This window comes from Streptomyces sp. JH002 (genome assembly GCF_050916115.1).
Taxonomy (GTDB): Bacteria; Actinomycetota; Actinomycetes; order Streptomycetales; family Streptomycetaceae; genus Streptomyces; species Streptomyces xiamenensis.
Window position 1 is genome coordinate 1512126 of the sequence record NZ_CP087989.1, and the last position, 17525, is coordinate 1529650.

12 protein-coding genes and 1 pseudogene are annotated in these 17525 nt (G+C 73.8%); 1 reads left to right on the forward strand and 12 read right to left on the reverse strand.

The annotated features are described in order from the left end of the window. Positions 1-26: 26 nt before the first annotated feature. Together H7827_RS06390 and H7827_RS06395 are read right to left on the reverse strand one after the other, a co-directional pair. Complete coding sequence (locus tag H7827_RS06390) at positions 27-3041, reverse strand: helix-turn-helix transcriptional regulator (protein WP_432743311.1); 3015 nt, start codon at positions 3039-3041, stop codon at positions 27-29. 77 nt (positions 3042-3118) lie between these two features. After that, positions 3119-3325 (reverse strand): hypothetical protein, encoded by a 207-nt coding sequence (locus tag H7827_RS06395; protein WP_432743313.1) that lies wholly within the window; start codon positions 3323-3325, stop codon positions 3119-3121. Positions 3326-3562: 237 nt separating this feature from the next. On the opposite strand from H7827_RS06395, the gene H7827_RS06400 reads away from it, so the two are divergent. Next, positions 3563-3754: a DUF6191 domain-containing protein gene (locus tag H7827_RS06400; RefSeq protein WP_030738866.1), complete on the forward strand. Its 192-nt coding sequence runs from the start codon at positions 3563-3565 to the stop codon at positions 3752-3754. Here the strand turns inward: H7827_RS06400 and H7827_RS06405 are convergent. The 10 genes and pseudogenes from H7827_RS06405 to H7827_RS06450 form a co-directional block, all read right to left on the reverse strand. Beyond that, the gene (locus H7827_RS06405; protein ID WP_432747945.1) at positions 3720-6767 is read right to left on the reverse strand and encodes a helix-turn-helix transcriptional regulator; all 3048 of its coding nucleotides are present in this window, start codon (positions 6765-6767) and stop codon (positions 3720-3722) included. The genes H7827_RS06400 and H7827_RS06405 overlap by 35 nt on opposite strands. A gap of 50 nt (positions 6768-6817) precedes the next feature. Beyond that, positions 6818-6979 (reverse strand): hypothetical protein, encoded by a 162-nt coding sequence (locus H7827_RS06410; RefSeq protein WP_386539446.1) that lies wholly within the window; start codon positions 6977-6979, stop codon positions 6818-6820. Between the two features lie 329 nt (positions 6980-7308). Then, the gene (gene gatB, locus H7827_RS06415; RefSeq protein WP_432743316.1) at positions 7309-8820 is read right to left on the reverse strand and encodes an Asp-tRNA(Asn)/Glu-tRNA(Gln) amidotransferase subunit GatB; all 1512 of its coding nucleotides are present in this window, start codon (positions 8818-8820) and stop codon (positions 7309-7311) included. A 12-nt stretch (positions 8821-8832) separates the two neighbouring features. Continuing rightward, the gene (locus tag H7827_RS06420) at positions 8833-9075 is read right to left on the reverse strand and encodes a hypothetical protein (protein WP_030738856.1); all 243 of its coding nucleotides are present in this window, start codon (positions 9073-9075) and stop codon (positions 8833-8835) included. Further along, the gene (gene gatA / locus H7827_RS06425) at positions 9072-10565 is read right to left on the reverse strand and encodes an Asp-tRNA(Asn)/Glu-tRNA(Gln) amidotransferase subunit GatA (protein ID WP_030738845.1); all 1494 of its coding nucleotides are present in this window, start codon (positions 10563-10565) and stop codon (positions 9072-9074) included. The genes H7827_RS06420 and gatA overlap by 4 nt, the downstream gene beginning before the upstream one ends. Then, on the reverse strand, positions 10562-10861 hold the full coding sequence (gatC, locus tag H7827_RS06430) for an Asp-tRNA(Asn)/Glu-tRNA(Gln) amidotransferase subunit GatC (protein ID WP_019434265.1): 300 nt from the start codon (positions 10859-10861) through the stop codon (positions 10562-10564). The genes gatA and gatC overlap by 4 nt, the downstream gene beginning before the upstream one ends. A gap of 165 nt (positions 10862-11026) precedes the next feature. Continuing rightward, a complete protein-coding gene (locus tag H7827_RS06435; protein ID WP_432743319.1) occupies positions 11027-13168 on the reverse strand; it encodes a putative bifunctional diguanylate cyclase/phosphodiesterase in 2142 nt (713 codons plus the stop codon). 193 nt (positions 13169-13361) lie between these two features. Beyond that, positions 13362-15606 (reverse strand): annotated as a pseudogene (gene ligA / locus H7827_RS06440) (NAD-dependent DNA ligase LigA). Between the two features lie 16 nt (positions 15607-15622). Continuing rightward, complete coding sequence (locus H7827_RS06445) at positions 15623-16675, reverse strand: methionine synthase (RefSeq protein ID WP_432743321.1); 1053 nt, start codon at positions 16673-16675, stop codon at positions 15623-15625. 43 nt (positions 16676-16718) lie between these two features. Continuing rightward, on the reverse strand, positions 16719-17408 hold the full coding sequence (locus H7827_RS06450; protein ID WP_386539457.1) for an SDR family oxidoreductase: 690 nt from the start codon (positions 17406-17408) through the stop codon (positions 16719-16721). Positions 17409-17525 lie beyond the last annotated feature (117 nt).

Here is a 17525-nt window from a genome sequence, read left to right on the forward strand (position 1 = left end):
GGGCGGCTCCCTCCACGGTCCGCGGGTCAGCGGTGCGGGGTGACCCGTTCCTCCCTCAGCAGGCCCAGCCGGTGCGCCAGCGCCGCCGCCTCCCCGCGGCCCGACACCTCCAGCTTGGCCAGGATGTGGGAGACATGGACGCTGGCCGTCTTCGGGGAGATGAAAAGTTCCTGCGCTATCTGCCGGTTGCTGCGGCCGGCCGCCACCAGGGCCAGGACGTCGCGTTCGCGGCGGGTCAACCCCCGGTCGTCCCGCCCCGCCGTCCCGGGGCCGGCGGCGGGAGCAAGCGGCAGCCGGGCGCGCTGGGCCAGTAGTTCGACTCCGCGCGTCAGCGGTACCGCGCCCAGGGCACGGGCCGCCTCGTACGCCTGGATCAGCAGCGCGCCCGCGCCCTCGCGGTCGCCGTCCGCCAGCAGTGTCTCCGCGCCGTGCGCGCGGGCCTGTGCGAGCAGGTAGGGACGCTCCAGCCCTTCCAGCGCGGCGATCACCGCGGCCCAGTCGGCCGCCCGCACCGTACCCTCGGCCCGCCGCAGCTCCGCCTCGACCAGCTCCGCGTGGGCCTGCCACACCGGATAGTGGCGGCGGAGCCCGGCCGCGTACGTACGGATCAGGCCGATCGCCTCCGCCCGCCCGGGGGCGGCGGCCGGCACCCCGGCCGCGTCCGCCTCGGCCACCGCCGCCGCGTGCACCAACGGCCAGGTGTAACTGCCGGCGCCCGGCGCGAGCCCGGCCGCCACGGCCCCGGCGAACAGTTCCCGCGCGTCCAGGATCCGGCCCCGGGCCGCCGCGAGCAGCAGCTTGCAGCGGGCCGCCGGGTGGGCGTGCTGCACCGACCGGTCGTACGCGTTGTACTGCTCGGTCATCACCGCGATCTCGGCCTCCGCGACCTCGTACTCGCCGCGTGCCAGCGCCACCTGGGCGACGAACTCGGCCGACAGCGCCCGGTTCACCGGGGACGCCGCGTCGGCGGCGGCGGTGCGCCCCGCCGTCGCCGCGTCGTCCCAGCGGCCCAGGGAGTACAGCGCGTCACCGCGGTTGCGGTGCAGCCACACCGCGGTCTGCCGCAGCCGCCACCGGTCGGTGAGCTTCAGCGCCTCCTCGCCCACCTCCAGGGACTCCCGGGAACGGCCCACGGTCTCCAGGACCGACTGCAGGTTGACGTGGCTGCGGGTGAAGACGTTGACGTGGTGTCCGGCCTGCACCCGCTCGGCCGCCGCCCGCATCACGGCGATGCCCTCCTCGCCCGCGCCGGTCTCGGTCATCAGCCCGCCCAGGCTTACCAGGGCGTGCAGCTCGGCCTCCTCGTTGCCCATGGCACGGGCCAGGTCCACGGCCTGCCGCGCCGTCTCCAGCGCGTCGGGCCCCGCGTCGAACAGCACCCCCCAGGTGGCGGCCTCGGTCAGCACATGGGCGTGGGTGGGGGACGGGTCGAACCCGGCCAGCAGCGCCTGGGCCCGCTTGAGCTCCTCCCAGCCGGTACCCCGGGCCAGATGGCGCAGCAGCCGTGACGACTGGCTCCAGAACCACGCCGCGCGCAGCGGATGCTCCGGCTCCACGATGATGCGCAGCGCCCGCCTGGCCACCGACAGGCCCCGCTCCGGCTCCCCCGCGAGCCGGGCGGTCAGCGTGATCTCGGCCAGCAGGTCCAGGTGGGCCAGGGTCTCGTCCACACAGTCGCACAGCGGGTACGACTCCACGTCCCGCGCCGGGCGCTGCGCGGTCCTGATCTCCGCCGGCACGCTGTCCCACAGTTCCAGGGCGCGATCCAGCATCCTCAGCTGCTCGGCGTACGCGTGCCGGCCGCGGGCCGCGTCCGCCGCGCGCAGCGTCGCGGGCAGCGCCTTGGCGGGGTCGTTGGCCTGGTACCAGAACCCCGCCAGCCGGGCGGGGCGTTCGTCGGCGCACACCAGCGCCGGGTCCGCCTCCAGCGCCTCCGCGTAGCGGCGGGAGAGCCGTGACCGCTCCCCCGGCAGCAGGTCGTCGATGACCGCCTCCCGTACCAGGGCGTGCCGGAAGCGGTAGCTGTCGTCCTCGTCCACCCGCAGCAGGTTGGCGCCGACGGCGGTGCGCAGCGCCTCGATCAGCTCGTCCTCGTCGCCGGGGACCACCGCGCGCAGCAGGGCGTGTTCCACCCGGGAGCCGCCCCTGGCGGCGATCCGGATCACCCGCTGGACGGTCTCGGGCAGCGCCTCGACCCGGACCAGCAGCAGATCGCGCACCGAGTCGCTGATCATGCCGGGCGGCTCGTTCCCCTTGAGGCAGCCCGCGAGCTCCTCGACGAAGAAGGCGTTGCCGTCCGAGCGGGCGTAGACCTGCTCGACCACCCGGGCCCGGGGTTCGCTGCCGTGGATGCCGGCCAGCTGGCGGCGGACCTCGTCGACGGTGAACCGCTCCAGTTCGATCCGCCGCACCGTGCGCAGCCGGTCCAGCTCGGCGAGGAAGGGGCGCAGCGGGTGGCGGCGGTGGATGTCGTCGGAGCGGTAGGTCATCAGCAGCAGGACCCGGCCGCGCGGCAGGGAGCGGAAGAGGTAGCTGAGCAGTTCGCGGGTGGAGCGGTCCGACCAGTGCAGGTCCTCGATGGCCAGGACCAGGGTGCGGGTCCTGGCGAGGGTTTCCAGCAGGCGCGCGGTCAGTTCGAAGAGCCGTCCGCGGCCCTCCTCGGTGCCGGCCGGGGCGGGGGGTGCGGTGGGCTCGCCCAGTTCGGGCAGGAGCCGGGCCAGTTCGTCGCCGAATCCGGCTGCGGCCTGGGTGAGTTCGTCACCGAACCGGCGGTGCAGGCCGCGCAGCAGTGTGGAGACGGGGGCGAACGGGAGGCCGTCGGCACCCGCCTCCACGCAGGCGCCGACGACGGTGAGGGCTCCGGTGTCCCGGGCGGCCCGGGAGAGTGCCTCTTCCAGCAGCCGGGTCTTGCCCACCCCCGCCTCGCCCCCGATGAGGACCGCCTGCGGGGTGCCGTCGTCCGCCTCACGGAGTGCGCGGTCCAGGGCGGCGCTCTCCTTGTCACGTCCGACGAACACCGGGCTGACGGATCTGATCTGCATGTTTCGCAGGATCGCACATCCGTCCGACAAGCTCCCGGGAGTTTCGGGGGCGGAGGAGGGGGCGGGAGCGGCGGCTGTCACGCGCGGACCCGCAGCCAGCGGCGGGGGGCGAACGCCCGTACGCTCCGTTTCTCCCCCTCGTCCGCCTCCGTGGCGGCCGGCCTCGCGGCGTCGGCCGCCCGCCGTGCCCGGCCGGCCTCGCGCAGCAGGCGCTCGTGGCGCGCCTCGCGCCGCAGGCTCTCGATGCGCTCCCGGACGATGTCGATGTTGAGCTCGCCGTACATGGGGTCCCCGCCTTCGCCGTGGTGGCTGATCTCTGGATGCCTCCACACTCCTCGGGCAGGTGGGGCGGGCACATCGGGCAGCCTGCGCATCCGCGCGTACGGCGGGGTCCTTAGGCGGGCCGCGGTGGGGGGCGCCGGCGGGCGGCGGCGGGTAAGGCCCCCGCGGCGGAACTCCCGGACCCTTCTCATCGTCCTTTCCGATAAGACGAGGATCGGTTCTCGACCTGGGAGGCGAGGATGCCCAACCCGTTCAGCTTGATGGAAGCGCTGTTCCGGCCCAGTGGGTACCACACCGAGGAAGAGGCCTGGCGGCTGGAGTTCGACCGGGTCGACGAGGGCAGCAACGCGCCCGGTGGCGCCGGCCCGATCGATCTGGAGTCGGGCCGGGTCACCGTCAGCGTCCCGGGGTCACGGGCGCCAGCAGCCTGAGCCGGTGCGCCAGGGCCGCGGCCTCACCGCGGCTGGTGACCGACAGTTTCGCCAGGATGTTGGAGACATGCACACTCGCCGTCTTGGGCGAGATGAACAGCCGCTCGGCGATCTGCCGGTTGCTGCGCCCCTCGGCGACCAGCGCCAGCACGTCCCGCTCCCGGGGAGTGAGCCCGAACGGGTCCTCGGGTGCGGACGTCGCCGCCGGCCGCTCCGGTGCGGGCACGGGACGGGGCTCCAGCGCGACCCGGGTGCGCGCCGCCAGCTGATCGACGCGGGCCACCACGGGCGCCGCGCCCAGCTCGGCCGCCACCGTGCGCGCCTGCCGCAGCAGCCGGGCCGCCCGTTCCCGCTCCTCCCCCGCCGCCTGCGTGTCCCGGGTGAGCAGCGCCTCCGCCCAGCCCACCCGGGCATCGGCCAGGTGGTGGGGCAGCCCCAGCGGTTCGAGGCCGGCCACCGCCTCGGCCCAGCGCCCCGCCGTATCCCTGCTCTCGGCACGCAGCAGTTCCACATCGACCACCCGGCCGATGCCGGCCCACAGCGGCGAGCGCCGGGATACGGGTGCCATGGCCTCGCGGATCAGGCGGACCGCCTCCGGGCGGCCCTCGTCCGCCTCCGGCAGCCCCCGGGTGTCCGACTCCGCGCGGGCCGCCGCGTGGAACAGCCCCCACAGGTGGCTGGCGTTGAACGGCGGCGCACCGCCCGCCACGGACACCCGGAACAGCTGCCTGGCCAGCCGGATGTCACCCGCCCGCACCGCCAGCTCCAGCTCCACCCGGTTCAGCCCGATCAGGAAGTCACGGCGCAGCTCCGGGGTGCGGAAGCCCGCGTGCACCGCGGCCAGTTCGGCGCGGGCGGCCGGCACATCGCCGCGCAGCAACGCCAGCTGGGCCGCCATCACCCGTGCGGCGGCCCGCGGCGTGTCGGTTCGGGTCCGCTCCCCGACCGTCCTGAGCGAGGCGGCGGCCTCCGCCCAGCGGCCCCGGTGCAGCATCACCATCGCCCGGTTGCAGGACAGCCAGCTGGTGGTGTCGGCGAGGCCGAAGCGGTCGGCCAGCAGCAGCCCGCGCTCCGTCATCTCCAGCGCCAGGTCCAGCCGGCCGGCCTCGGCCACGGTGACGCCGAAGTTGACCAGGCAGCGGCCCAGCAGACTCACCTCGCCACGGGCCAGCACCCGCTCCAGCACTGCCGTCATCTCGGCGATGCCCTCCTCCGCGTCGCCGGCCTCGGTGTGCAGACAGGCCAGGGTGAAGCGCGCGTACAGCTCGATGGACTCGGCGTCCACCAGCCGGGCCAGCGACACCGCCCGCTCGGCCGACTCGAACATCTGCGGGCCCACCGGCTCCCCCGACGACTGCCGGGCGGCGTCCAGCGCCATCACCTGGGCGTGCACCACCGACGGCGGCAGTCCGCGCACCAGCTCCCGGGCCCTGAGCAGTTCGGCGCGGCCGTCGCCGCGCTCGGGGCCGTTGTCCATCCGCGAACGCTGCAGCCAGAACCACGCGGCGCGCAGCGGATCGCGGTGCTCGTCCAGGGCGCGCAGCGCACGGCGGCTGATGGACTTGGCCCGGTCGAACCCCTCGGACAGCAGGCTCGCCATGGTGGCCTCGGCCAGCAGATCGACGAAGTCCAGGGCGCCGTCCCCGGAGGGGCCCGGATAGGCCCAGACGTAGTCCACCGGGCGCAGACCTGCCCGTACCCGCTGCGGCACCCCGTCCCACAGCTCCAGGGCCCGTTCCAGCAGCCGCAGCTGCTCGGCGTAGGCGTAGCGGCGGCGGGCGTGGACCGCGGCCTCCAGCACGGCGGGCAGCGCCTTCTCCCGCTGACCGGCGTGGTACCAGTACCCCGCGAGCCGGGCGGCGCGCTGATCCTCCGGTACGGCGTCACCGGCCGCCTCCAGACCGCGCGCGTAGCGGAGATTGAGCTGGGCGCGCTCACCGGGCAGCAGATCGTCCAGCACCGCCTCGCGCATGAGCGCGTGCCGGAAGGCGTAGCCGTCGCCGCCCTCGGTGGGGACCAGCAGGTGGGCGCCGACCGCCGTGCGCAGCGCGGCCAGCAGGTCGGCCTCGGAGCAGCCGGCGACCTCGGCGAGCAGGGCGTGCTCCACGAAGGAACCGCCCGCGGCCACCACCCGCAGCACCTCCTGGCTCTGCTCGGGCAGGGCCTCCATCCGCACCAGCAGCAGGTCGCGCAGCGTGGGGCTGAGCGCCGCACTGGCCGCGCCGCCGTCGGCGGTCAGCTCCTCCACGAAGAACGGGTTGCCCTCGGACCGTTCGAACACCGACCTGGCCAGCGCGGCGTCCGGCGCGGCCCCGGTGATGGCGGTCATCTGGGCTGCCACCTCGTGCTCGGTGAACCGCGCCAGGTCCAGCCGCCGAACGGTGCGCAGCCGGTCCAGTTCGGCGAGGAAGGGGCGCAGCGGGTGGCGGCGGTGGATCTCGTCGGCGCGGTAGGTGACCAGCACCACCAGGTGGGAGCCCTGGAGGGAGCGGAAGAGGTACCCGAGCAGTTCCCGGGTGGAGCGGTCCGACCAGTGCAGATCCTCCACCGCGAGGATCAGGGGACGTCCGGCCGGGGCCAGCCGCTCCAGCAGCCGGACCGTCAGCTCGAACAGCCGGGCCCGGTCCGGCTCGCCGTCGCCCGTGGCGGGTGCCTCGCCCAGTTCGGGCAGCAGCCGGGCCAGCTCGGTCTCCCGGCCGCCGGCCGCCGCGGTCAGTTCGTCGCCCAGCCGGCGGTGCAGGGATCGCAGCAGCGACGCCAGGGGGGCGAAGGGCAGTCCGTCGGCGCCCAGTTCGACGCAGCCGCCGACGGCGGTGACGGCGCCGCCGTCCCGGGCGGCGGCCAGGAACTCCTCCAGCAGCCGGGTCTTGCCCACCCCCGCCTCACCGCCGATGACGAGGACCTGCGGCTCCCCGGCCCCGGCCCGCCCCAGCGCGGCAGTCAGGGCGGCGCGTTCGGTCTCCCGGCCGATGAACACAGGGCTGATCCGAGGGCTCTCCACCTGCCCGAGCATCGCACGGGCGACACCGGCCACGACACCCGATATCCCGTCGGGGCCGGCGTTCACGCCGCGGTCGACCATCCTCCGCGCGCCGCCCGCTCCGCGGCGGGCGCGGCCGGCTTCCGGCGACCGGTGGGGGCGGCCCGCCGGGCGCGGCGGCGTTCGGCGGCGGCCCGTTCCAGTTCGGCGGCGCGCTGCTTGTGCAGTTCGTACTCCATGGTCATGGCGTCCCTCCCGGGTGTGCGTCGCGCCGGCCGGTGCCGGGCGATGCCTTCACTGTGCGCCGACAGCCCCTGACGGCACATCGGGAGAACGCCGCGTGACGCGCCCCGGGAGTGCCTTATCCCGGTGCCCGGGGGTCCTTAGGCGACATCCGGACGGCGCGCGGCGGCGCCCCCGCACCGCGGCAGCCGGACCCGGCGCCGACGGTGCGGGCCGCCGGTGACCCGCCCGGGAGGCGGGCGACCCGCACCGGAACACGACGGTGGGGGCGGCCCCGTCCTCCTCGGACGGGGCCGCCCCCACCTGGTACCTATCGCGCGGAGCGGGTGGCTCAGCCCTGGACGCCCAGGCGTTCCAGGATCAGCTCCCTGGCCCGCCCCGCGTCCGCCTGGCCACGGGTGGCCTTCATGACCGCGCCGACCAGCGCGCCCGCCGCCGCGACCTTGCCGCCGCGTACCTTGTCGGCCACACCCGGGTTGGCGGCGATCGCCTCGTCCACGGCCGCGCCCAGCGCGCCCTCGTCCTTGACGATCTTCAGCCCGCGCGCCTCGACGACCTCGTCCGGCGAGCCCTCGCCCGCCAGCACGCCCTCGATGACCTGCCGGGCCAGCTTGTCGTTCAGCGAGCCCTCGGCCACCAGCGCCGCGACCCGCGCGATCTGGGCCGGTGTCACCGGCAGCGCGGCCAGCTCGGCGCCCGCCTCGTTCGCCCGCCGCGCCAGCTCACCCATCCACCACTTGCGCGCGGCGGCCTGATCGGCGCCCGCCTCGATGGTGGCGGTGATCAGGTCGATCGCACCGGCGTTGAGCACGGACTGCATCTCGTGCTCCGAGATGCCCCACTCCTCGCGCAGCCGGTTGCGCCGGGCGCGCGGCAGTTCGGGAAGCTCGCCGCGCAGCTCCTCCACCCACTCCTTGGGCGGGGCCACCGGCACCAGGTCGGGCTCGGGGAAGTAGCGGTAGTCCTCCGCCTCCTCCTTGATCCGCCCCGAGGTGGTGGAACCGTTCTCCTCGTGGAAGTGCCGGGTCTCCTGGACGATGGCGCCGCCACCGTCCAGCACCGCCGCGTGCCGCTGGATCTCGAAGCGCACGGCGCGCTCGACGCTGCGCAGCGAGTTGACGTTCTTCGTCTCGCTGCGGGTGCCGAACTTCTCCCGCCCGTGCGGGCGCAGCGACACGTTCACGTCGCAGCGCATCTGGCCCATCTCCATGCGGGCCTCGGAGACGCCGAGCGCCTTGATCAGCTCGCGCAGCTCGGCGACGTACGCCTTGGCCACCTCCGGCGCCCGCTCCCCCGCGCCCGTGATCGGCTTGGTGACGATCTCGATCAGCGGGATGCCGGCCCGGTTGTAGTCCAGCAGGGAGTGCGAGGCGCCGTGGATACGGCCGGCCGCGCCACCGATGTGGGTGGACTTGCCGGTGTCCTCCTCCATGTGGGCGCGCTCGATCTCCACCCGGAAGATCGTGCCGTCGTCCAGCTGTACGTCGAGGTAGCCGTTGAAGGCGATCGGCTCGTCGTACTGCGAGGTCTGGAAGTTCTTCGGCATGTCCGGATAGAAGTAGTTCTTCCGGGCGAACCGGCACCATTCGGCGATCTCGCAGTTCAGCGCGAGACCGATCCGGATGGCGGATTCCACGCCCACGGCGTTGACCACCGGCAGGGCGCCGGGCAGCCCCAGGCAGGTGGGGCAGGTCTGGGAGTTCGGCTCCGCGCCCAGGGTGGTGGCGCAGCCGCAGAACATCTTGGTCGCGGTGCCGAGTTCGACATGGACCTCAAGGCCCATGACGGGGTCGTAGGACGCGAGGGCGTCCTCGTACGACACCAGGTCGTCAGTCACGGTCACGGGTCGTACCTCTCACACACGGTCAGTGGGCTCGGGGAGGGCGAGCTCCGCCTCCCGGTTGATGCGGCGCACTTCCCGGCTCAGCAGGGCGAGGCCGGTGACGATCGCGGCGGCCGAGATGACGGCGTCGGCCAGCTCCAGCGCGTCGCGCTCCTCACGGGCGGTGCGCAGCTGCTTGACCACGCCGATCGCCCCGAACAGGGTGGTGCCGATCGACAGGTACGTACTGGCCTTGGACTTGGTCTTCTTGCTCATAGCGCGGGTGCCTCCTCCAGCAACGGGTGTCCCCAGCGTGCCTGGAAGCCGGCCTCGACCGCCGCTCCCACGCGGTACAGCCGTTCATCGGCCATCGCGGGGGCGATGATCTGCAGGCCCACGGGCAGGCCGTCCTCGTCCGCCAGGCCGCAGGGCAGCGACATGGCGGCGTTGCCGGCCAGGTTGGTGGGGATGGTGCACAGGTCGGCCAGGTACATGGCCATCGGGTCGTCCACGCGCTCGCCGATGGCGAAGGCGGTGGTCGGGGTGGTCGGCGAGATCAGCACGTCGACATCGCCGAACGCCCGCTCGAAGTCGCGGGTGATGAGGGTGCGGACCTTCTGGGCGCTGCCGTAGTACGCGTCGTAGTAGCCGGACGACAGGGCGTACGTACCGAGCATGATGCGCCGCTTGACCTCGTCGCCGAAGCCCTGGCCCCGGGTGAGGGTGGTGACCTCCTCGGCGGAGCGCCCGCCGGTGTCGCCGACCCGCAGCCCGTAGCGCATGGCGTCGAAGCGGGCCAGGTTGGAGGAGCACTCGGAGGGCGCGATCAGGTAGTACGCGGCGAGCGCCTTGTCGAAGGACGGGCAGGACACCTCGACGACCTCGGCACCCAGCTCGCGCAGCAGCTCCACGGCCTCGTCGAAGCGGGCCATGACGCCGGGCTGGTACCCCTCACCGCGGAACTCCTTGACCACGCCGACCCGCAGCCCGGCCACCGAGCCGTTGCGGGCCGCCTCGACGACGGCGGGCACCGGCGCGTTGATGGAGGTGGAGTCCAGCGGGTCGTGCCCGGCGATCGCCTCGTGCAGCAGCGCCGTGTCGAGCACGGTGCGGGCGCACGGGCCGCCCTGGTCCAGGGAGGAGGAGAAGGCGATCATGCCGTAGCGGGAGACCCCGCCGTAGGTGGGCTTGACGCCGACCGTGCCGGTGACGGCGGCGGGCTGCCGGATGGAGCCGCCGGTGTCGGTGCCGATCGCCAGCGGCGCCTGGTAGGAGGCGATCGCGGCGGCCGAGCCGCCGCCGGAGCCACCGGGGATGCGGGTGAGATCCCACGGGTTGCCGGTGGGGCCGTACGCGCTGGTCTCGGTGGAGGAGCCCATGGCGAACTCGTCCATGTTGGTCTTGCCCAGGATCACCACCCCGGCGGCCTTCAGCCGGCGGGTGACGGTGGCGTCGTAGGGCGGGATCCAGCCCTCGAGGATCTTGGAGCCACAGGTGGTGGGGACGCCCTCGGTGGTGAAGATGTCCTTGAGCGCGAGCGGGACACCGGCCAGCGGGCCGAGCTTCTCCCCGGCGGCGCGGCGCTCGTCGACGGCGCGGGCCTGGGCGAGGGCGCCCTCGCGGTCCACGTGCAGGAAGGCGTGCACCTTCTCGTCGACGGCGTCGATCCGCGCCAGGTGCGCCTCGGCGACCTCGGTGGCGGTGACGGAGCCGTCGGCGATCTGTGCGGCGATCTCGGCGGCGGTGCGGTGGATCACGTCGGTCATGCCTCCTCCCCGAGGATCTGCGGCACCTTGAAGCGCTGCTGGGCGGCGGCGGGCGCGCCGGAGAGCGCCTGCTGCGGGGTGAGCGAGGGCCGTACCTCGTCCGGGCGCATGACGTTGGTCAGCGGCAGCGGGTGGGAGGTCGGGGGCACATCCTGGTCGGCGACATCGGAGACGCGGGCGACCGCGCCGATGATGTCGTCGAGCTGACCGGCGAAGTGGTCGAGCTCTTCGTCCGTCAGCTCCAGACGTGCCAGCCGGGCGAGGTGGGCGACCTCCTCGCGCGTGATGCCTGGCATGCGGCGATCCTCATTGTTGGTCGAGGGCTGGTTTCGGCCCCAATCCTATGGGTCCGGCGGGGGCGCCCGCGCGCGCGTTACCGGCGGGGCCCGGGACGGGCCGCCGGGCGGGGTGCGCGGCGGGTACGGGAGAGGGCGCCGCGCACCGTGCGGGCGGGGTGCGGGTCAGCGCACCGGCTGGTGGTCGTGCGGGAGTTCTCCGGCGCCGGTGGCCCGCGCCGCCTCGGCGGGCGGCGGGTCGCTGTCGCGCCCGCGCAGCCAGGCGGTGGCCTCGGCGGGCGGCAGGGCGGCGGACACCAGCCAGCCCTGGACGGCGTCGCAGCCCATGTCGCGCAGCCGTTCCCAGGTCTCGTCGTCCTCCACGCCCTCGGCGACAACCACCAGGCCCAGGGAGTGGGCGAGTTCGATGGTGCAGCGGACGATCTCGGCGTTCTGCGGGTCGGCGGCCAGGCCGGCGACGAAGGAACGGTCGATCTTGAGCTCGCTGACCGGCAGGGTGCGCAGGTAGGACAGGGAGGAGTAGCCGGTGCCGAAGTCGTCGAGGGAGATCTTCACGCCGTGCGCGGTGAGCCCGGCGAGGGTGTCGGCGGCATGCTGCGGATCCTCCAGCATGACGTGCTCGGTGATCTCCAGCTGGAGCGAGCCGGCCGGGACCCGGTGCCGGGCGAGGCGGGCGGCCACCGCCTCGGTGAAACCGTCGGTGTACACGTCGCGGGGTGAGACGTTCACGGCCACCGGGACGGTCAGCCCGGCGGCCCGCCAGTGCGCCACCTGACGCAGCGCGGTCTCCAGGACGTACTCGGTGAGCTGCGGCATCAGCCCGGAGGTCTCGGCGATGGCGATGAACTCGTCCGGGGGGACCCGGCCGCGTTCGGGGTGCACCCAGCGGATGAGGGCCTCCAGGCCGGCGACGGCGCCGTCGAAGCCGACCTTGGGCTGGTAGTGCAGTTCGACCTGGCCGCGTTCCAGGGCGTGCCGCAGGTCGCCGAGGAGTCCGAGCCGGTCGGGGGTGTGCTCGTCGCGGCTGGCCTCGTACACCTGGACGCCGCACCGGTCCCGTTTGGCGGCGTACATGGCGACGTCGGCTCGGCGCAGCAGGTCCTCGGCCTCGCGGGCGTGGTCGGGGGCGACGGCGACGCCGGCGCTGGCCTCCATCAGCAGGGTGAGGCCGTCGAGTTCGAGCGGGGCGCTGAGGGAACGGATGAGTTCGCGGGCGGTGTGCCGGGCGGCGTCGGCGGACTCGACGCCGGGCAGCAGCACGGCGAACTCGTCGCCGCCGAGCCGGGCGGCGGCGGCCTCCGGGGGCAGGCCGGCGCGTATCCGGTCGGCGATCTGGAGCAGCAGCCGGTCGCCGGTGAGATGACCCAGGGTGTCGTTGACGTCGCGGAAGCTGTCGAGGTCGATCAGGACCAGGGCGCAGCGGGCCGGGACGGCGGCCGGCTCGGGGGTGGGGGCCGCTTCGGGGGCGGCCTCCTCCAGGGCGGCACGGGTGCGGTCCAGCAGCCACTGGCGGTTCGGCAGTCCGGTGAGCGGGTCCAGGAGCTGCTCCTCGGCGCGGGCGTTGGCCAGCCACAGGGTGCGGTCCAACGCGATCAGCGGGACCGCGAACAGGGGGATGAGCAGCGGCACTTCGGCGGCGACCACGACGATGAGCGGGGCGAAGCACAGCAGGGCGAGCGCTATCGTGCCCTGCCGCAGCAGCGCGGCGGCGGTGACCGCGGAACCGGCGGCGGGCAGCGCGGCGGAGGGGGTGTCGCACAGCCAGTGCAGGGTGCGTGAGACCACCAGGTAGGCCACGGCGCCCAGCAGCAGCTGGAGGAGGATGGCCGGGGTCCAGTCGTCGGGGTGCCACGGGTGCGCGACGCTGGGGCGCACGCCGAAGACGGCCAGCGTCAGTCCGGCGGCGCCGACCCCCAGGATGTCGATGGACCCGTGGACCAGGGCCTGTCGGCGCCGGTCGCGGCGGGCGGCGCCGACGAGGGTGACCACGGCGAGGCTGATGAGCAGGGCCGGGACCCAGCCGTACTGGAGCAGCATGGACAGCGCCAGGGCGGCGCCCGAGCCGGAGCTGCCCCACCAGCGGTCGCCGCGTACGGCCACGAGGTGGGTGACCACGACGCCGGTGAGCAGCGCGAAACCTAATCCGGCGCGGGCGCCGGGGAAGAGGGCGTGTCCCTCGGCGACCACCCGGGAGACGCCGATGAGCAGGGCGATGGCGGCGGTGATGAGGACGGCGGGCCGGGTGTACCGGGCCAGCCACGCGCAGTTGCGCCGCTGGGTCGGTCGTCCCGTGGGGGCTGACTGCATGCGGGTCCCTCTCACGGCTTCCTTGCCCGCGCCAGGGCAGGCACACCCCCCACACTAGGCCGCGGTTCGCCCCATCGTGCGCGGGGTGGCGGAAAGTCGGGCGTTTTCTTCACACCTTGCGGGCGGAAGCCACGTTCCCTGCTATATCCCGTCGCCCCGCGTCACCCACACGTCATCTTCTGTTGCTCCCGCGTCATTTCTTCTCTTTCGTCGTCTCCTGCCCGTTCTTCCCAGCGTTTTCACCCGCTTCCTCCGCTTCCTCCCCCGCACCCAGGGCCACTTCACGAGCCGCGTCGGCGCCCTGGTCCAGCAGCACCGCGAAGCCGGCCTCGTCCAGCACCGGCACCTTCAGCTGGACGGCCTTGTCGTACTTCGATCCGGGGCTGTCCCCCACCACCACAAAACCGGTCTTCTTGGAGACGGATCCGGTCACCTTGGCGCCCCGGCTCTGGAGCGCTTCCTTCGCTCCGTCACGGGTGTGGGAGCCGAGCGTGCCGGTGACCACCACCGTGACGCCCTCCAGCGGGCGCGGGCCGGCGTCCTGTCCGGCCCCCTCGTCCTCCATCCGCACCCCGGCGGCCCGCCACCGTTCGACGATCTCGCGGTGCCAGTCGACCGCGAACCAGTCCGTGAGCGAGGCCGCGATGGTCGGGCCCACCCCCTCGGTGGCCGCGAGTTCCTCCTCGCCGGCCGCCATGATCCGGTCCAGCGAACCGAATTCACGCGCCAGCGCCTGCGCCGCCACCGGCCCCACGTGCCGGATGGACAGCCCGGTCAGGATCCTGGCCAGCGGCTGCCGCTTGGCGGCCTCGATCGCCTCCAGCATCGCCAGGGTGTTCTTCTTGGGCTCGCCCTGCTGATTGGCGAAGAAGGTGACGACCTTCGGCTCGCCGGTCTCCGGGTCACGCTTGGGCAGCCCGGTGTCCTGGTCCAGCACGTAGGAGGTGATCGGCAGCAGTTCCTCGACCCGCAGGTCGAACAGGCCGCCCTCGTCGGCCAGCGGCGGGGTGGCCGGCTGGATCGGCTGGGTGAGGGCGGTCGCCGCCACGTACCCGAAGTGGTCGATGTCCAGGCACTTGCGGCCGGCCAGGTAGTACAGCCGCTCCCGCAACTGGGCGGGGCACGAGCGCGCGTTGGGGCAGCGCAGATCGATGTCCCCCCTCCTTCATGGGCCGCAGCGCCGTACCGCACTCGGGACACTCGGCGGGCATCACGAACTCGCGCTCGCTGCCGTCCCGCAGGTCGGCCACCGGCCCCAGGATCTCGGGGATGACATCGCCCGCCTTGCGCAGCGCGACGGTGTCCCCGATCAGCACCCCCTTGGCCTTGACCACCTGCTGGTTGTGCAGGGTGGCGAACTCCACCTCGGAACCGGCCACGGTGACCGGCTCCACCACGGCGTACGGAGTGATCCGGCCGGTGCGCCCCACACCGACGCGGATGTCGACCAGCTTGGTGTTGACCTCCTCCGGCGGGTACTTCCAGGCGATGGCCCAGCGCGGCGCCCGCGAGGTGGAACCCAGCCGCCCCTGGAGCGGGATCTCGTCCAGCTTCACCACCACGCCGTCGATCTCGTGCTCGACAGCGTGCCGGTGCTCCCCGTAGTGGGCGATGAACTCGCGCACCCCGCTCAGCGAGGTGACGACCTTGGCGGCCCTGGCGGTGGGCATCCCCCACTCGTGCAGCAGCTCGTACGCGTGGGAGAGGCGGTCGATGTCGAATCCCTCGCGCGCCCCGATGCCGTGCACCACCATCTGCAGGGGGCGGGAGGCGGTGACCTTCGGGTCCTTCTGGCGCAGCGAACCGGCCGCCGCGTTGCGGGGGTTGGCGAACGGTTTCTCCCCCGCGCCCACCAGGCGGGCGTTCAGCTCCTCGAAGCGCTCCATGGGGAAGAACACCTCGCCGCGGATCTCCACCAGCGCCGGGATCCGCTCCCCGTTCAGCCGGGTGGGGATCTCCTGGATGGTGCGGACGTTGGGGGTGATGTCCTCCCCGGTCCGGCCGTCGCCACGGGTGGCGGCACGGGTGAGACGGCCGTGCTCGTAGGTGAGGTTGACGGCGAGACCGTCCACCTTCAGCTCGCACAGGAAGTGGTACGGGATGCCGTCCAGTTCGTCGGCGACCCGGTCCGCCCAGGCGTCGAGTTCGGCGTCGTCGAAGGCGTTGTCGAGCGAGAGCATGCGTTCGGCGTGCTCGACGGAGGTGAACTCCGTCTCGTACACCCCGGCCACCTTCTGGGTGGGCGAGTCGGGGGTGCGCAGCTCGGGGTGTGCCTCCTCCAGCACCTGGAGTTCGCGCAGCAGCGCGTCGAACTCGGCGTCGCTGATCACCGGCGTCTTCACGTAGTAGCGGAAGCGGTGCTCCTCGACCTGCTCAGCGAGCCGGGCGTGCCGCTCCCGCGCCTCGGCGGGCACTGCTGACTGCTGTTCGACCGACACCGTCTTGTCTCCGTCCTCACTCAGGGTTGTCCGCGAGGGATCTCGCCGCCCGGACGCAATGCGCCAGCGCCGCCCGGGCGTACGCCGGGGAGGCGCCCGCGAGACCACACGTCGGAGTGATCACCACGGACTCGCTGAGCAGGCCGGGCGAGAGCCCCAGCCTGCGCCACAGCGACCTGACTCCACTGACCGTACCGGCCGGGTCCGACAATTCCGCGGCCCGCTCGCCGGTGCCGGGCAGCACGCCGAGGAAGAGGGCCGTCCCGCCTTCCGCCGCCTCCCCGATCGCCTCGTCCTCACGCTCGGTGAGCAGCGAGAAGTCGAGGGAGACGCCGTCGGCGCCGGCCCGGCGCAGCAGCGGGAGGGGGACGCCGGGGGCGCAGGAGTGCACGACGACGGGGGCGCCCGCGTCGTGGCCCACCGCGATCAGTTCGCGCAGCGCGCCCTCGGCGACGGCGCGGTCCACGGCGCGGTGGGTGCGGTAGCCGCTGGCGGTGGGGACGGCGCCGTGCAGCACGGCGGTGAGGGAGGGTTCGTCGAGCTGGAGCACGGGGCGGGCGCCGGGGACGCGGCGGCGGACCTCGGCGAGGTGGCCGCGCAGTCCCTCGGCGAGCGAGGCGGTGAGGTCGCGGCAGGCGCCGGCATCGCCGAGCATGGCCTCGCCGGTGCGGCGTTCGAGGGCGGCGGCCAGGGTCCAGGGGCCGACGGCGGAGATCTTCAGCGCGCCCCGGTAGCCCTGGGTGAACTCCTCCAGGGTGTCGAGGTCTTCGCGCAGCCAGGCGCGGGCGCGGCGCGTGTCGCGTCCGGGGCGGTCACTGATCCGCCAGCCACTGGGCTCCAGATGGACGTACAGCTCGGCCAGCAGCCCGGCGGTGCGGCCGGTCATGTCGGCCCCGGGGCCGCGGGCGGGGAGTTCGGGCAGGTACGGCAGGGATTCCAGGGAGCCGGTGACGGTGCGCACCGACTCCCTGATGTCCTCGCCCGGCATGGAGCCGATCCCGGTGGCCGCGGCGGGGCCCCAGGGGTGTCGCGGTGCGTTCGCCGCGTCGTCGTTCGCCGTGTCGTTCACCCCGGCAGCCTACGAGTTCCGCCGGGGTGCGCAGGCCGCCCGGTCAGCCGGTGGGGCGTACGGACAGGTCGGTGATCTCGGTGCCGCGCGGCAGGTCGAGGGCGGTGAGGAGGGTGGTGGCGACGGATTCGGGGGTCATCCAGCGCTCCGGGTCGTACTCCTTGCCCTCCTGCTGGTGCACCTTGGCCTGCATGGGAGTGGCGGTGCGGCCCGGGTAGACGGTGGTGACGCGGACGCCGTGGCCCGCCTCCTCGGCGCGCAGCGCGTCGGCGAGGGCCTTGAGGCCGTGCTTGCTGGCGGCGTAGGCGCCCCACTGGGCGTTGGCGCGCAATCCGGCGCCGGAGTTGACGAAGAGTACGTGGCCCTGGGCGGCGCGCAGCTGGGGCAGCAGCAGGCGGGTGATTTCGGCGGGGGCGACGAGGTTGGCGGCGAGGGTGGCCTGCCAGACCTTGGGGGTGAGGTCGCCGATGCCGCCGAGGTCGACGACTCCGGCGATGTGCAGGAGGGAGTCGACGCGGTCGGGGAGCGTCTGGTGGCCCAGGGCCCAGGAGAGCCGGGCGGGTTCGGCGAGGTCACCGACGAGGGTGCGGGCGCCGGGGAAGCGGTCGCGCAGCTGGGCGGCCCGGGCGGCGTCGCGCGCCCACAGCCACAGCTCGTCGCCGCGTTCGGCCAGTCGTTCGGCGACGGCCGTGCCGATTCCGGAACCCGCGCCTGTGATCACATGCGTTGCCATACGAGCATGGTCTCGTACGGACAGGAACGGCTCGGCAGTGGGAGGCGGCGGCATGACGGACGGTGCGGGAGCGAACGTGGACGCGGGCGAGCAGGCGGGCGAGCACGCGGACGGGTC

Coding starts and splice junctions, on each gene's coding strand:
- H7827_RS06390 (WP_432743311.1), bottom strand. CDS start 3,041: ATGCAGATCAGATCCGTCAGCCCGGTGTTCGTCGGACGTGACAAGGAG.
- H7827_RS06395 (WP_432743313.1), bottom strand. CDS start 3,325: ATGTACGGCGAGCTCAACATCGACATCGTCCGGGAGCGCATCGAGAGC.
- H7827_RS06400 (WP_030738866.1), top strand. CDS start 3,563: ATGCCCAACCCGTTCAGCTTGATGGAAGCGCTGTTCCGGCCCAGTGGG.
- H7827_RS06405 (WP_432747945.1), bottom strand. CDS start 6,767: ATGCTCGGGCAGGTGGAGAGCCCTCGGATCAGCCCTGTGTTCATCGGC.
- H7827_RS06410 (WP_386539446.1), bottom strand. CDS start 6,979: ATGACCATGGAGTACGAACTGCACAAGCAGCGCGCCGCCGAACTGGAA.
- H7827_RS06420 (WP_030738856.1), bottom strand. CDS start 9,075: ATGAGCAAGAAGACCAAGTCCAAGGCCAGTACGTACCTGTCGATCGGC.
- gatA (WP_030738845.1), bottom strand. CDS start 10,565: ATGACCGACGTGATCCACCGCACCGCCGCCGAGATCGCCGCACAGATC.
- gatC (WP_019434265.1), bottom strand. CDS start 10,861: ATGCCAGGCATCACGCGCGAGGAGGTCGCCCACCTCGCCCGGCTGGCA.
- H7827_RS06435 (WP_432743319.1), bottom strand. CDS start 13,168: ATGCAGTCAGCCCCCACGGGACGACCGACCCAGCGGCGCAACTGCGCG.
- H7827_RS06450 (WP_386539457.1), bottom strand. CDS start 17,408: ATGGCAACGCATGTGATCACAGGCGCGGGTTCCGGAATCGGCACGGCC.